A 16,077-nucleotide genomic window follows, 5' to 3' on the forward strand; every position below is an offset into this window, starting at 1 on the left:
AACTCACGCGCGAGCGCACGGCAGCCTGGCTCGATGGCGGCTGGACTGCCCAGTAGACCAAAGAAGGAGATCGAAGATGAAAAGTGAAAAGGTCGTCATCGTGACGGGTGGCAGCTCTGGCATCGGGCGGGCGGCGGCACTACGGTTTGCCGGACAAGGCGACAAGGTGCTCGTGACCGGCCGCCGTCCCGGCCCCGTCGAGGAAACGATTGCCGAGCATGCGAACATCGCCGGTCTCGTTGCAGATGTCGCCTCGGCCGAAGATGCCAGGCGCACAATCGCCAAGGCGGTCGATACCTGGGGCAAGGTGGACGCCTTGGTCAACAACGCGGGCGCAGGGGCAATCCTCCCGCTGGCCGATGCGACAGCCGATCGGATCATGGACATTTTCTCCGTGAATGTGGTCGGCCCAAGTCTGCTCGCCGCCGCTGCTCTTCCTCACCTGAAGGCAACACGGGGCACGATCATCAATGTCTCAAGCACCTTCGGTCACAAGCCGGCGGCTGGACTGTCCCACTATGCAGCCAGTAAGGCGGCTTTGGAGCACCTGACCCACTGTTGGGCGCTGGAGCTTGCGCCAATTGGCATACGGGTGAACGCCGTCGCGGCGGGGCCAACGGAATCAGGCGCTCTGACCGGCATGATGGGGCTGTCCTTGGAACAGGCTGCGGCGATCAAGGAGCAGGAGCGCGCGCGCATCCCGCTCGGGCGGCGCGGCGTTCCGGACGACGTCGCAGAATGGATCGTGCGGCTTGCCAGCCCAGCTTCGGAATGGATGACGGGGCAGGTGGTCGCTATCGATGGTGGCTTGGGACTGTCTTAATTGCAGGACCGTACGGCCGCATTGCGACGCCGACCATTGTTGCCCGAGTGAGCCTTTGTCCCGCGAAAGCCTGGGCGATTGGCGCAGGCGCATCCTTGGCAGCAATCGCCCTATAGGGACCGCAACCGCTCTGGGGCAGTCGCAAGTCAAGTTCGATAGACCATCACGGTGACACGCCGATCGTGTCACCGATCTCTGAACACCAATGTTGATCGCGCTTCGCACGCGAGAAGCGCGACCCGTCCAGAATCGAACGTCCAGATCAAACGCAGGAGTTTTCAAAGATGAACCAGACGATCCGCAACACTCAGCAGGAGACAAACGTGAGCCTAGATACTGCAGTTAGATCGAAGCCTGACGAATTGGTTCCGTCGCGCTACGCGCTGAAGGTCGGCGAGATCGACGTGCTGGTGGTCAGCGACGGGGTGCTGCCGCTGCCCACCAAGATGTTGGGACACAACGCCGACCCGGCGGTGCGGGCGGCCTGGCTGAAGGACATGTTCCTGCCGCAGGACGCTTTCGACTGGGCGCTGAACGCGGTTCTGGTGCGCAGCGGCGGTCGGACCATCCTCATCGACGCAGGATTGGGAGGCGACCCCGACTTGCACTTGCCACGGGCCGGGCAGTTGATCAAGCGACTGGACGCCGCCGGGATCGATCTTGCGTCCGTGACCGACGTGGTACTGACCCACATGCACATGGACCACGTCGGCGGGCTGCTCGTCGACGGGGTGAAGGACCGGCTGCGCCCGGACCTGCAGATTCACGTGGCGGCCGCAGAGGTCAAATTCTGGGAGTCGCCCGATTTCTCCCGCACTTCCATGCCGCCAGGATTCCCGGACGCGCTTCGGTCGGCCGCCAAGCGGTTCGTGAAAGAGTACCACAATCAACTGCGGCAGTTCGATGAGGAGCACGAGGTGGCGCCGGGCGTCGTCGTCCGCCGCACCGGCGGCCATACCCCCGGGCACAGCGTGGTCCGCCTCGCGTCCGGCGGTGACGCGCTGACATTTGCCGGCGACGCCGTGTTTACCGTCGGGTTCGACCAGCCCGACTGGCACAACGGTTTCGAGCACGACCCCGAGGAGGCGGCGCGCGTCCGGGTCCGTCTTTTGCGGGAGCTGGCTGAGACCGGCGAGATGCTGGTGGCCACTCACCTGCCGTTCCCCTCCGTCGGCCGGGTGGCGGTCGATGGCGACGCCTATCGTTGGGTCCCGGTCTTCTGGGACTACTGACCACGCGTCGGAACGGCGGGAAGGGCCGAGGTGACGTTAGCAGAAGAGGCCGCCAACTCAGGCGGCCTTACTCTCCGGAAGGCGGTTGCTGGTCCACTCGCTGACGCGCCTCCAGCCCGTCAGCAAGGGCCTTGTACTCGCGCGCCATTTTTTCGAGCTCTTCTCTGGTTTCCTTGTGCCCTGTGATGGCAGCTTGGAGACGGCAGTCGCGCTCTAGTGTGCGGTACTTACGATGTGGCATTGTGACCCCCTCGTCACAAGGAAAGACCGTTTTTAGCCGATGCTCCTTGGCCGGGAAATTAACTGGGATAATCGCCGCCGGATTTGCTCAGGGGACTGGACCTCCTTAGGGAATGGCCCTTGCGTTTTTCGGCCGAGGATGTGTCGGGCATAGGAAACCGTTTCAAGACTTCGGCGGCTTCTATGGCGAATTGTCGCGGACTCTCCAAATCCTGAGTTTCTCGCTGGCACGGCGGAGATCGTCGGCGACCGAAGATCAGGCGTGCCGGGAGGAAATGCAATGGACGTCGTGTGGAGCATGGTCACATTTTTCGGCCACGCCATCGATGCGCTCGACAAGCGCCTGGACGAAATCCGCAATCGTCTCGCCATCGAATATTGATCGGAGCTCGGCCGCGGACGCAAACCCATTGACGTGTCGCGACGAGGGCGACGTCCGCTTTGCCTGTCAGCGATCGAGTTCGCACGGCGGCGCAATGTGTCGTGAAGGACCTTGAAGCGAACATCTCGACCTCACCTGCCTCGTGTCCTGCCTCCGAAAGCGGACGTCGCGCTCGATCAGCAAAATCAAGCTCTTACACCTCATCATCTGAGCTTTATCGAAGAGCGGGCGGCGGCGAATGACTGAATGCGCGGCGTGCCTTCGCAAACGCACTCGCGCCCGGGCGTTGCCCCCGAGGACAACGCGAACTTTGCTCGATCCTTGTCGACGTCCTGCCTGTCAGCTATTTTGATTGAGCGGCTTCCTGCTCTCATCCGCGGCGGCTGCATTCAGCGGCCTTACGCCCTCATATTCGGCCGGGCCTTAGCCTAAGCGGGTGTTGGGCAAGTCGCCACGGTGTTAACTTGGTCGACCAGATCAGCCGTTTTTGCACTGCTCCCGAAGGAATTGCATTTTAACAATCGTCGCTTGACGCCACCACCTTTGCTCTGAAATCCTGATTCGATGTCATCGGGGGATTTCGTTTGTCGAATTCTGACCTTTATGACGTGATCGTCATTGGAGGCGGTCCGGCGGGCTCCACAGTCGCGTGGTCGCTAGCTCGGCGTGGCGTGCGTGTGGCCGTCATCGAGCGTGCCATCTTTCCACGCGAAAAGGTCTGTGGCGATTTTGTCGAACCCGCAGGACTGCGAATCCTGGAGAGCATGGGAGTTCGCGAGGCACTGAACGTCGCGTCGCTGTCGCCGATAACATCCACCCGCATTTACTTCGGCCCAAAGCTCGGTTTTCGCGGTGCGATCCCGTACTATCAAGCCGACCACGGGTTACCGCCCCACGGCTTTGTCGTGCCCCGCCATATCCTGGACCAGCATCTTTTAGACCGCGCGCGAGCCATGTCGGCCAAAGTGTATGCCGGCTACGCCGCAGGTGGAATCCGACGTGAAGATGGTTTGATCCATGTCAATGCGCGAGCCAAGGACACCGACCTCACACTTAGATCACGGCTGATCGTAGGTGCGGATGGCGCGGAATCGCTTGTTGCCAGGGCGTTCAACCTCGAATCGAACGACCGCGCTCACATCTCGATAGCCCAGCGTGCCTATGTCGAAGGAATTTCGGTACAGGATGGTGAAGCAACCGTCTGGTTCGATGAAGACATCGTGCCCGGTTACGGCTGGTTGTTCCCCATGGCTGGAGGCAGGGCGAACATTGGAGTCGGCACGCTCAGTGAGACCTGCAGCCGGCACGGTCATTCCGTGCCCAAGGCTTTCGCCGCGTCAATCGAGAGACTCAGGATCCGACATCCCGGCTGCGCCGGCATCAAATTGGTCAGCAAGCCGATCGGTGGTGTTGTGAAGATGTATGGCGGGGTCGGTCCGAATTATTTCGACGGCGGAGTCTTGATCGGCGATGCCGGTGCGTTCGCCGATCCGATGACCGGCGAAGGCATCACGCAAGGCATGGAGTCGGCTTTGATCGCCTCCTCGACCTTACTAAAATCCCTCGAGCTCGGAAAATTTGATGCCTCATTCCTGGCGACCTTCGAGCGCGAATTTCGATCCTACTTCGATCCGGGCATGCTCTTCCTCGGCTTCTGCGCCGCGGTGATGCGGAATTGGCACTTCCGTGAATTTTGGATGCGGTCGGCAATGCGCGGCTGCGAAAGGGCAATGGCCAGCAAAGACTTTGCCCGTACTGCAGGCGCAGGCTTCGGAGGCTTGAACGTGCATCCTCTCGGCATTTTGCGAGAGATCGGGGCAAGTATCCTCCACTACCTGAGCGAAGGCGCGCTGAACGCTCTGCGAAACCTCGTCATCCAGGGGACGATCGGCAACCAAGCAATGCTCGACGACCTGGTCGTGTGGCAGAGCGCCTGGAAAAGCTCGGTCGACGCCGATCCCGACTGGCACGCAGCCTGGGTGGCCGATATCACCAAGAGAGCTGCGAAACTCGGCCCATCATTGTTGAGCCGGGAGAATCCCAGAGTTCGAGGATTGTTGGTCTAACCATCAGGATTTCGAGGAGAAGGCCCGTGGTCTCCAGTGCATCGCAGCGCAAGAAGTCTAACCAAGCGGCGAAGTCCGAAAGGGAAGTCGCGATCATAGGCGGCGGCATCGCAGGATTGACCTGCGCGCTGCGCCTGTCGGAGCGCAATTACGAGGTGACGCTATATGAACAGGACGCGATGTTGGGAGGCCAACTCTCCTCCAAAAAGAGCGGAAAGGATGGCATGTACCACGACGTCTACACCCATCTGTTCTGTGACTGGTACGTGAATTTTTGGCGAATCGTAAAGGACGACCTGAAGATCAAACGAGAGGATGTTTTCGAGCCGCGATTCAGCGTCAAGCTTCTGCTTGATCCTCGCGGTTCCCGAGATTCGAACAACGGCGCACCAAAGTACGTGGAATTAAAGAACCCAACCACGGCGCAGAACGTTATAGACAATCTCTCGTCAGGAGCACTACCCACTCCCGACATGTTTCTGGTCGGCTTCACTCTTCTTGACTTGGTCTCGCAGCCGTTTAGTTCGTCGATCCTTCAGCAACAGTCCTTGAACGGCTTTTTGTACTCGCGCCCTTACGCCACTGAGGACTGCGCCGATTTGCATAATACCATTCTGAACGAAATTTGGTGCACTTCGAGCAGCGACACATCTGCTGCAGCCTACAAGGACTTCGTCAAACACTCGCTTGGCAGCCGCGGCTTGCCGTTTGCCTGGCTGTTGCGCGGAAGCCTCGAGGAGAAGTTGATCAAACCTTGGCGGGACAAACTGGAGAAGGTCTGTAAAGTCGAGATCTCTGCTCCGGTCGACAAGGTCGAGCTCGCAGATGACAACAAGATAGAGCTCACCCTGGCGAACGGCAAGAAGGCGACGCACGCGAATATCGTGTTGGCTGTACCTGCTCCCGAACTTGCAAACCTCGTGATGAAGGGCAGGCCCGAACGAACTATCGTTCATCGCATCCCGGAACTGTCCGAGCTCCAACGCATGAGAACGGCGAATATTCTCGTTGTGACCGTGGTCTTCAACGAGAGGCTTCCCGATATCCCTCGCGAGCACGTCGGGTTGGCCGCGTCTCGTGGTTACCTGACCTTCATCGACATCTCACAACTGTGGACCGATTTGAGCGAGAAACCACGGACGGTTCTGGTGCTGGCCGCATCTGACGCGAGCCATTATCCCGCGGGCGACGACAAGCTTTGGGGCCATTTGATGTTGCAAGAGTTGGCAAGGTACCTGCCTTCGGTAGAGCCGGGTGACGAATGGGGAGACCCCAAAAGCAATATCGATTATTCGAAATCACTTGCCCAAAATAACCGCACTCATCCACTGTTTCTCAATGACATGAATTCCGAGCAATTGCTGGTTGAACCATATTATCCTGAGCAGTTGCAGAACGTGTTCTTCGCCGGCGATTTCTGTCGCAACGACGTGAATATGGCCACGGTTGAGTCGGCAGTCTTGAGCGGCCTCCACGCGGCACACGAGTTGGTGAAAAAAACGGATGGAAAGTCCGACATCTCTGTCGCGCTCTGCGACCTTCCCAGCTCGGCACAATTTGCGGCGGCGAAGCTCGTTTTGCTTCCTCTTGCCTATGCTGCTTTGGCCTGGTCAGCGGTGAATGCCGGCGTCCGTGATTTGGCGAGCAAGGACCCGGAAGAGAGCCTGACACCTCTCTCAATGCTGGCGTTGATCCCGCCAAGATACCTGGCTGATATGGTGGTGAGCCTCGAGAATCTGGCAGTTGCTTTGCTTTCGCGTCACGAGCCTAGCGGTTCAAACTGGCTGCTCCAGCAGGCTTCGGGAGCAGTGGCCCGGCGCCTGCTCGCGGCAAGCGATCGCCTCCGCGATGCCGCCCCTGAGGGATCGGCCGACACGCAGCGCACTTTCGCCCTGATGACGGATGTTCTCAGGGCGATGGGGACTCGGATCAGTGAACCTCGTGTCGCGCCTGCCGAGAGGGTCAGCCCGCGAACGACGCGCATGGAAACCAGTGGGCTCCTACGCGGCTCAGGGCGCTACCGGCCAAATTTTGACTATGCTCGAAGGCATCGCGTGAAGCCTTGAACAAAGAGGTGCTTGATCAGCATCGTTGAAGCGCGGGCGACCGAAGGGGGAAGATGTCGCGATGTCGAAGGCAACGACAGAAAACATAATAGCTCAGCTTGGCTTCAGGGAGGAGATGCAGCAGCTTCGGGAAATTCTTGACACCTGGATTCGCGGCGCCGACGGCCAGATCAAGCCGCTGCTGGAATGGCAATTCATAACCAGCTCGAAATATTTCAGGCCTCTCACTATCTTCAGCGTTTATCGAGCCATCACGGACGAGCCGATTCCGAACCGTTTGATCTATTCCGCGGCCGTGGTCGAAATGATGCATAATATGACGCTCATCATCGACGACATCGTCGACGGATCAGAAGCGCGCCGAGGCAGGCCGACCCTGCATTGCCAGTTCGGGCTCCTGCAGGCCCTTATGGCTTCCGGCTATATCGTAGCCGACGGCTTTCGGATGACGGCGGGAGACCGAATCGATATCCGTCTGATTTCCGACTTGATCAAGCGTCTGGGGGCTGCCGAATGCCTGCAGTGGAATCTCCGACGACAACCGCTCGGGGTCAAGGATTGGCTGGTTATCGCCGGCGAAGATACAGGCTCAATGTTTGAGACATGCGCATGCGTCGCCACCAGAGACGATCGGCTTCGCAAATTTGGCGGGCTGCTCGGCGTCCTTTACCACGGATGCGACGACGTGGGCGATGTCAAAGGGCTGGAGTCACTGGGCGGCGGCGGAGAAGAGGACCTGAGGGATGGAATTCTTACGCTTCCCGCCTCGATCGCCATCCAAGACGAGGTGATCGCAGAATTGTTCTGCAAGCCAGAGCGATCTGCTGACGAGCTGGAGCAAATCGCGCGGGCGATCAAGGCCGCCGTACCGGCCGCCGAGGAGCAACTCGACCAATTGGCGGCGGAGGCCAAATGGGAGGCACATCTGCATAGCGCCAACCCGGCAACTTTGTACGCGCTTGTCGACCATACTCGAGAGCTGTCGCGCCGTTAAGGCCTGATGGGCTTTGGTTGAATCGATGCGAGCCGAGAGCTCAAAACACCTCTGCCGTAGGGAGAGGTAAACCCCGGACGGCAGACCGAGCCTGATCTCATCAAGCTTTTAGCCTGAAGCCACGGGCGCAAGACGTGAAATCTCCGCCATGAGCGATTTGGCTTCCCGCAGGTCGGCGGTTTGGAAACTTCGACGGAGGCAGGAATAAATAGGCGTTAGAATTTCCAGTGCGGCGACATGATCGCCGCCGCGCGACAGTAACCGCGCCAGGCTCGTGGCAGCACGAAGCTCCCAGGCCTTGTGCCCGAGCGATCGCGCCAGCTCTATAGCATTGCGAAAATCCGCCTCAGCCATCGCGGGCTGCCCTAGTTCAAGCCTGAGCTCGCCGCGCCAAGTCAAGGTGTGCGCTCGCCATATCAATTCCTGAGGGTTCGCGACCAGAGCGTCCTCCACGGTTTGCACCGCCGCTCCAACATCGCCAGCTCGCGCGTGCGCCTCCGAGAGCAGCGTGAGGAAGTAGGTAATGGCGACTTTCGCTCCTGAGCTGGCGAAGCCAGCCAGGGCCTGGTTGATCAGTTCCACGCCTTCAAGGCCGCGTCCAAGCTGCGATTTGGACCAACCGAGCAGTACACGCGCCAGATCCGAGGCGTAATTGAGCCCGTGCTGCTGTGAAAGGGCAAAAAGCCGTTCGGCAACAATCTCCACCTGTCGCGGGGCCCTGAGACACCAATGGAGATTGCCTTTGAAATGCAGCGCCATCGCCATTGCATAGGGATCACCGCTTTTCTTGGCGAGATCCATCGCACGGGACATCCGCTCGCGCGCGAGATCAAGACGACCAGCCTGCCAGGCGGCGCGGCTCGCCACGCCTATCGGGATGATGAGATAGGATGCGGCGGAAATCGACTTGGTATCAAGCATCGGAGAGAGCTTGGCGAAGTACTCCTCTACTCCGGAAATGTCTCCGGCGTAGAACCGCGCCTGTACCTGCGCATAGTGGGCGAAAAACAAGTGGCTGGAGTTCGGGCCTTCAGTCAAGGCGATATCGAGGATCTCCTTCGCAAGCGAGGCGGCGGTCGCGTAGTCGCCCGTGAAGAATATCGAGGCCCAGGTTCGCGCGCCCTGACGTACGAGTTGCGCGACGTCGCCGAGACGTTCCGCGAGTGCCCGAGCGTGCGCGCCAAGCTGCATAGTCTCCGGGGCGGAATAACCTTTGGTCACCTGCAGCACGCGCACAAGCGAGCTGCAGAGGTCCAGTTCAGTCCTGTCGCGCTCTTCGGATGGCGGCAGCCGCTCCAGCAGCGCACTTGCCTGACGGAAGCCCTCTTCCGCTTCCTTGAACGCGCATCGCGCGAGAGCCGCCTGTCCTGCATTTTTCCAAGCGGCAATTGCCGGCTCGGCTTCCGCCGCTTCTGACCAATGCCGGGCAAGTAGCGCCGGGTGCGCCGCGGCCAAGGCGGGAAATTGTTCACCGATCGTCCGCGCGACGCCTGCATGCAGATCGCGCCGCTCGCTCTTGAGTAACCCTTCGTAGGCCGCGTCGCGAATCAATGCATGCCTGAATTGGTAGGTCGCTCTAGGAGGTTTGCCTTGCATGTAGATCAAATCCGCCCGAACGAGTGCATCGAGTCCTGACTGTACGAAGTGGTCCGAACCCGGCATGACCGCTCGAAGCAGCGGGTAGTCAAATTCGCGTCCAATCACGGCCGCGACCTGCGCCACCCTCCGCGCCGGTCCAAGCCGATCCAAGCGTGCGGTTAGCGAATCAAGCAGAGTCGCGGGAATATCGTGTGGTGCCGGATCTTGATCGCCCTCCAACAGGAATGACAGCAATTCTTCCGCAAAAATTGGAACGCCATCGGAGCGTTTGACGACCCGAGCCATGACATCCTCGGTCAAATCGATATCCGAGGATCCAGCGATCATCTCGCCGATCTCGTCGTCGCTCAATCTTCCCAGGACGATCGACTTGTCCGTCTTGCGCAATTGCCAGGGCGGGTTGTACCCTTTCCTCGCCGTGGCCAGCACCATCAGTGGAACGTCGGCACTCCGCTCGATCAACATCCCAATCAGCTCGATGCTGGAGGGATCAACCCAATGAAGATCTTCGATGGCAAGGATCAGCGGCTGGCGCTTCGCCAGTTGCAGCACCCACTCGGCCAAGCCCGCCAATAGTCGTCCCCTTGCTTCTTCCGGCGGGACCTGTTCCGGCTGATGATCTTGCGCCGGCGGAAGATTCAGCATGTCTGCAATGAGAGGCATCATCGCCGTGGGATCGAGCCCATTGAAGCTGATCGCGCGCTCAAGCTGGCGCATCTGGCCTTCGGCCCTTTCGTCTTTCGTACGGTCCAAAGCTTGCGCCAGCAGTCCGGTAACCGAATGGAATGGGGTACTCTCGGCGAAGCGCTCACCGGCACAGTCCATCCAAATATGCGCATCTCTGATACCGGCGCGGAATTCTCCGACCAAACGCGACTTTCCAATCCCCGGCTCGCCGCTCAGAAGAACGTACTGTCCTGCGCCCTTCTGCGCAGAGAGCCAACTCGACGACAGCGCATCGAACTCGCGCTTGCGGTTGACAAACAAGGTTGCCCCGCGAACACCATCCTGCCGCCAGCTTCGACCGACGCCGCTCGGAGCGACTGCCCGGTAAAGGTGGACTGGACGCGCAATGCCTGCCAGTGCGGAGGTGCCATAGTCCTCCACGATGAACTGGCTCGATACAAGATCGTGCACGGCACTCGTCATCAAGACTGAGTTGGGAGCGCACTTGGCCTGAACGCGCGCCGCGATGTTGGGGGTATCGCCGAAGACTTCGACCTTGTTGGTGCCCAACTGGTCAATGACCACCCACCCACTGTGGATTCCAACGCGCACCGCGAGTTCGGAGCTTATCTTTCCTGCAAGCTGCCTGTTTAGCGGCTCGAGCGTCTCGATGATCGCAAGGCCGGCACGGACCGCACGTTCTGCATCATCTTCGCTCGCAGTTGGCCATCCGAAATAGGCAAGCACGCCATCTCCCATGTATCGGGCAACATAGCCCCCCAAACCCGTGATAGCGCTCCCGGCTGCCTCAAGACACTCGGTTACGATGTCGCGCCACTCTTCGGGATCGCGTTCGGACGCAAGGCGGGTCGAGTTGACCAGATCTCCAAAGAGCACGGTCAAATGGCGCCTCTCGCGCTGAACGCGTTCGGTTGAGAACCCGGCGATGCTGTGCGGGCCCAATCCGGACAAAGCGGGAATTGATAAAGGGGCACCGCAATCGGCGCAAAACCGCTTGGCTTGCTGACTGGCCGCACCGCACTTTGTACAACGCATGCCACGCTCGCAACTTATGTTGGTTCGAGCCCAGCGGCAAAGCAACTACTCGGGCCGACCCTTAATTCCACCCACGGCAATTGTTTGGTTATCCTACCATTGATCGAAGCTCTTGAGCAAAGACAGATTCCCCATAACGATGGCAGGACCATTCGCGGACCCACCTCGTATCTTGCCGTGAGAACGGTCGCTCACGACAGGACGGCGCATGGACAGTCGTAGTTTACTAGCGCTGCGGTTGTGGCATTATCGTAGAATATTTTAGATTGTGATTATGGCGCGTTCTGCACGATGGAGCTTAAGAACGCAACGGTATACCGATCGATGCCGACTTGGACCGGTTCGTCGCAGGCATTTTTCTCATCGCTTTGGCCGCGTAGCATTCCCATGAGGCGGCGCAAATGGATAGGTCGTTCGTCATTGCGCATATTTCCGACCTGCATCTGGACGGATCGGGCCGGCTGCTTCCCGCGATCGATGCTCTCGCCGCTGCGCTGGGCGAGAGGATGCCGGAGTTTTCGACAGTTCCAGATCGCATCCTGCTGATGACCGGCGATCTCGTGAATGATCCGAGGCCGCGCGCGCTCGACGAGGCGCTCGCGGTCATCGCGTCCTTCCGGCAAAGCGGCTTATTCACCGACATTCAGGCGGTCGCCGGCAATCACGACGTCAAGCGTCCGAGCCAGCGCGGCGGCCGGCACGACGCCTACGACTACCTGCATCTGCCGCGGACGTCGAAGAGCATCTACTACCGCCAGTCCGGCCTGGACCTCGTGCTGCTGGATTCCAACAGCGCCAGCCTCTCCACGCTCGAGAGCAGCACGATCGATGCGAGCGCCTACAACGCGATGGTGTCCCGCTCCGCGCGGCTGAGCGTCGAACTCGCAGGGAATCTAGGCTCGGCCGGACGCGCCGACTATGCCGAGCCCGCAGAAAACCTGGTGCGCGTGCTGGCGCTGCATCATCATCCGCTGCCGCAGGCGACCGGCGAGGGAAAGCGCTTCCTCGGCGTCCCTGACGAACCGCTGATGTATCTGGCCGCGCCCGCGACGTTTCTCGAAGCGGCTACCTCGCTCAACGTGAATCTGATCCTGCACGGTCACCGGCATGTTGAGGGTCTCGCCCGCTATTCGGTCCCCGATCCGCGCGCCACAGCGAGCGAGGGCGGCGAGGATTTCTGGCGCACGATCTACGTGCTCTCCTGTCCATCCTCGACTGGGCAGGGCGGCGACGAGGCCGGCTTCAACATCATCCATTTCGGGCCGTCGCCCGATGCGGGCAGCCCGCATTACCGGTTCGCCATCACCCGGTATTCGCGACTGCGCAATGATGGTGCCTTCAAGCCGCTCGATAGCAACCTGCCGGACGGCATCATCAGGCTTCCGGCGGGGCGCGATTTCTCCCGCGATCCCGCCTTCCAGTCGGCGATCGAGATCGCCTCATGCGCGACGTTGAACCGGGATCTGCTCGTGGCGCTGGCCCGCCGGTTGCTGGCGCGGCGCGCCTTCTACGACGATCGCGAACTGAGCTGGGCGGACGCGCTCTACACCTATCTCGTCACGTCAAAGGCGTGGAATGATCTCGACAGCAAGTCCGCAAAGCCGGGGGGCAAGCCGCTGGGTGCGGCGAGGGCGCTGTTGAACGCGTTGGTCGAGCAATCGGCGGATGTGCTCGGCGTCGATCGCGCCGAGCTCGACGAGCTCCGTGCGAACCCGCTAATCAATCGTGCCGACCTGCTGCGCCGACTTCCGAAGATGCCGCGCGAGGGCATCGACGTGCAGCAGCAGATCCGGCAGAGGCTGCGGCTGCTGCTGGACCTGAACGATCAGGTGAAGGCGCTCGGCCTCGATCCGGGTCTCGGCAACGAGGCGCCAGCGGGAACGCCGCACTGAGGATGCGGCGGCCTGTCGTTAACTGGCCGTTAGGGTTAACAGTCTATTGCTGACGCGTTCGGCTCGATCAATCGGCTCAAGAGTCAAGGCGTCATGCGTCAACGGTTCAGTCCAGCCCGGCTTCTTGCGTCCACGTCGCTGGTTGCGATGGTGACGGTCAGCCTCGGCGGCTGCACCGCCATGTCGAAGCTCTCCGACGTCACCGGCTCGGTCGGATCGCGAGCGGAAGCCGCTCCCGCCGATCCCGCGCGCGCCGTCGAAGCCTATGGCGAGCGCTACCGTGCAAATCCCAAGGACGCCGACGTCGCGCTCGCTTATGGCCAGGCCTTGCGTGCCAATGGCCAGCGTGCGCAGGCCGCCGCCGTGCTCGAGCAGGCGACCATCGCCCACCCCGGCAACAAGGCGCTGCTGGCCCAATACGGCCGCGCGCTCGCCGACAACGGCAATTTCCAGCAGGCCTTCGACGTGCTGTCGAAGGCGCACTCGCCCGACAATCCGGATTGGCGCCTGCTCTCCGTGCAGGGCACCGCGCTCGATCAGATGGGCCGGCATGAGGAGGCGCGCAGCTATTATGCGAGCGCGCTGAAGATCATGCCGGGCGATCCCGGCGTGCTCTCCAATCTCGGTCTGTCCTACATGCTGTCGAAGGACCTGCCGAAGGCCGAGGAAGCGCTGCGGCAGGCCTATGCCTCGCCACGTGCGAGCGGCCGGGTGCGGCAGAACCTCGCTCTGGTGGTCGGCCTGCAGGGGCGCTTTGCGGAAGCCGAGACCATCGTGAAGGCGGACCTGCCGCCGGACCAGGCGGCGGCCAACGTCGCCTACCTGAAGGACATGCTGAACCGCAACGAGGCGCCGCGCGGCGCGGCCAAGCGCACGCCGGTCGCCTCCCTCAGCCAGTCCGACTGATCGGCCGTTTCTCGAGACGGCACGGACCGCGTGCGCGGCCGCAGCGATTTTGCCCTGGGGATCAGTTAGTTCGCTGGATCCGCAAGGCCTTGAGCCGGCGGTTGCCGGCTACTTTGCATGGGGTTGTTTTTCGATATTTTGCGATCGGCCGCACGTAGTCAGGCCGGGCCTGACCTCATCGCGCCCTAGTGCAGCTCAGCGACCTTGATGCCGGTCGGTCCGAGAATGACGACGAACAGCACCGGCAGGAAGAACAGGATCATCGGCACCGTCAGCTTCGGCGGCAGCGCGGCCGCCTTCTTCTCGGCCTCGTTCATGCGCATGTCGCGGTTTTCCTGCGCCATGACGCGCAAGGAATGGCCGAGCGGCGTGCCGTAACGCTCCGCCTGCTGAAGCGCCAGACAGACCGACTTGACGCCCTCGAGACCGGTGCGCCGCGACAGGTTCTCATAGGCGACCTTGCGGTCCTGCAAGTAGGACAGCTCGGCCGTGGTCAGCGTGAATTCCTCCGACAGCGCGATCGACTGGCCCACGATCTCGGTGGCCACTTTCCGGAACGCCATTTCGACCGACATGCCGGATTCGATGCAGATCAGCAGCAGGTCGAGCGCGTCCGGAAAGGCGCGCTTGATCGAGAGCTGGCGCTTGGAGATGGCGTTCTTGAGAAACAGCATCGGCGCCTGCAGGCCGAGATAGGCCGCGCCGATGCAGATGCCGATCTTGATCGGCATCGGCTTCTCCATATGGGCGATCAGGAACACGTAGAGGATAGCGCCGATGAACAGCACCAGCGGGGCGACCATGCGGGCGAACAGGAAGGTGATGTAGGGCGCGTGGCCGCGATAGCCCGCCATCACCAGCTTCTCGCGCGCGGCTTCCTGCGCCAGCCATTTGGTGAGGTTGAAATCCTCGACCACCTTGGAGACGAGCTGCTTGGGGGTCTGGCGCAGCGAGACCTTCTCGCCCTTGGAAAGGCGCTCGCGCTCGCGCTGCCGGATGCGCTCGCGCTCGCTCGCCACCGCCTTCATGCGCTTGGCGAGGCCTTCGCCGGCGAACAGCGGCATCACCAGCGTATAGACGGTGGCGCTGGCGGCGATGGCCGCCAGCAGCATGGTCATGAAGCGGACGTCATGCAGTTTCGCGACGAGAAATTCGACCATGCGGCACCGTCAGAAATCGAAGTTGATCATCTTCTTCATCACCATGATGCCGATCGACATCCAGACGACGCAGCCGACCAGCATGAGCTGGCCGGTGGGATGGGTCCACAGAAGCGAGATGTATTGCGGGGTGGTGAGATAGACCAGGAACATGACGATCGGCGGCAGCGAGCCGATGATGCCGGCCGAGGCCTTGGCCTCCATCGACATCGCCTGGATCTTCTCTTTCATTTTCTTGCGATCGCGCAGCACCTTGGAGAGGTTGCCGAGCGCTTCGGAGAGGTTGCCGCCCGATTTCTGCTGGATCGACACGACGATGCCGAAGAAGTTGGCTTCCGGCAGCGGCATGCGGTCGTAGAGCCGCGCGCAGGCCTCGCCGAGCGGCATTCCGATCGCCTGCGTCTCGATGATCGCCAGGAATTCGCTGCGCAGCGGCTCCGGCGAATCGGCGGCGACGACCTTGATCGATTCGAACAGCGGCAGGCCGGCCTTGATGCCGCGCACGATCACGTCGACGGCGTCGGGCAGGGCGGCCAGGAATTTGTCTTCGCGGCGTTTCTTCAAAAAGCTCAGCGCCCAGCGCGGTAGGCCGAAGCCGCCGGCAAAGGCGAGACCGGCGGCGCCGATCAGGCCTCCGCCGACGAACAGTGCGACTGCACCCAGCACGCCGCCCAACACGGCGGAGACGATCCAGAATTTCTGCGGCGTCCAGTCGAGCCCCGCCTGCGACAGGCGGACGCTGAGCGGAACGCTCTTCTCCTGCTGGCGCCGCGCCTCGAGATCCTTGAGCGTGGTCTCGACCTGCTCGCGGCGCGAACGTTGGGTCTTCTCGGCCGCGCGGGCCGTGGGGGCCTCGGCGCGGGCGATCGAGGCACGGCGGCTCTCCGCCTGCCGCTCGCCGGACAACAGCGGATAAAGGAAGACCCACGCGATGCCGCCGGCGGCGGCGGTCGCAAGGAAGGTGAAGGCGAGGACCTGCATGTTCATGGTGGCAC

The 16,077-nt window shown here is 61.3% G+C and carries 10 protein-coding genes; 7 read left to right on the forward strand and 3 right to left on the reverse strand.

Features of this window, described 5'->3' with window-relative positions; translation table 11 throughout:
- Positions 1-76 precede the first annotated feature (76 nt).
- From MTR72_RS26405 to MTR72_RS26425, 5 genes are all read left to right on the forward strand, one after another.
- Complete coding sequence (locus MTR72_RS26405; protein WP_280966846.1) at positions 77-823, forward strand: SDR family NAD(P)-dependent oxidoreductase; 747 nt, start codon at positions 77-79, stop codon at positions 821-823.
- A 284-nt stretch (positions 824-1,107) separates the two neighbouring features.
- Positions 1,108-2,055 (forward strand): MBL fold metallo-hydrolase, encoded by a 948-nt coding sequence (locus MTR72_RS26410; RefSeq protein WP_280966845.1) that lies wholly within the window; start codon positions 1,108-1,110, stop codon positions 2,053-2,055.
- A 1,230-nt stretch (positions 2,056-3,285) separates the two neighbouring features.
- Positions 3,286-4,743 carry an NAD(P)/FAD-dependent oxidoreductase gene (locus MTR72_RS26415; protein ID WP_280971413.1) on the forward strand — a complete coding sequence of 486 codons (1,458 nt, stop codon included), beginning with the start codon at positions 3,286-3,288 and terminating at the stop codon, positions 4,741-4,743.
- A 26-nt stretch (positions 4,744-4,769) separates the two neighbouring features.
- The gene (locus tag MTR72_RS26420; RefSeq protein WP_341511553.1) at positions 4,770-6,809 is read left to right on the forward strand and encodes an FAD-dependent oxidoreductase; all 2,040 of its coding nucleotides are present in this window, start codon (positions 4,770-4,772) and stop codon (positions 6,807-6,809) included.
- Between the two features lie 61 nt (positions 6,810-6,870).
- A complete protein-coding gene (locus MTR72_RS26425) occupies positions 6,871-7,803 on the forward strand; it encodes a polyprenyl synthetase family protein (RefSeq protein WP_341511554.1) in 933 nt (310 codons plus the stop codon).
- A gap of 108 nt (positions 7,804-7,911) precedes the next feature.
- Here MTR72_RS26425 and MTR72_RS26430 read toward each other — a convergent pair whose 3' ends face one another.
- Positions 7,912-10,965: an AAA family ATPase gene (locus tag MTR72_RS26430; protein ID WP_280971135.1), complete on the reverse strand. Its 3,054-nt coding sequence runs from the start codon at positions 10,963-10,965 to the stop codon at positions 7,912-7,914.
- Positions 10,966-11,525: 560 nt separating this feature from the next.
- Between MTR72_RS26430 and MTR72_RS26435 the strand changes: the two genes are divergently transcribed.
- Together MTR72_RS26435 and MTR72_RS26440 are read left to right on the forward strand one after the other, a co-directional pair.
- Positions 11,526-13,016: a metallophosphoesterase family protein gene (locus MTR72_RS26435; protein WP_280966841.1), complete on the forward strand. Its 1,491-nt coding sequence runs from the start codon at positions 11,526-11,528 to the stop codon at positions 13,014-13,016.
- 93 nt (positions 13,017-13,109) lie between these two features.
- A complete protein-coding gene (locus tag MTR72_RS26440; protein ID WP_280966840.1) occupies positions 13,110-13,922 on the forward strand; it encodes a tetratricopeptide repeat protein in 813 nt (270 codons plus the stop codon).
- A gap of 185 nt (positions 13,923-14,107) precedes the next feature.
- On the opposite strand, the gene MTR72_RS26445 is transcribed toward MTR72_RS26440, so the two are convergent.
- Together MTR72_RS26445 and MTR72_RS26450 are read right to left on the reverse strand one after the other, a co-directional pair.
- Positions 14,108-15,082, reverse strand: a complete 975-nt coding sequence (locus tag MTR72_RS26445; protein WP_280966839.1) for a type II secretion system F family protein — start codon at positions 15,080-15,082, stop codon at positions 14,108-14,110.
- 9 nt (positions 15,083-15,091) lie between these two features.
- Positions 15,092-16,069: a type II secretion system F family protein gene (locus tag MTR72_RS26450; protein WP_280966838.1), complete on the reverse strand. Its 978-nt coding sequence runs from the start codon at positions 16,067-16,069 to the stop codon at positions 15,092-15,094.
- Between the last annotated feature and the right edge of the window lie 8 nt (positions 16,070-16,077).

The organism is Bradyrhizobium sp. ISRA442 (assembly GCF_038085055.1).
Classification (GTDB): Bacteria; Pseudomonadota; Alphaproteobacteria; order Rhizobiales; family Xanthobacteraceae; genus Bradyrhizobium.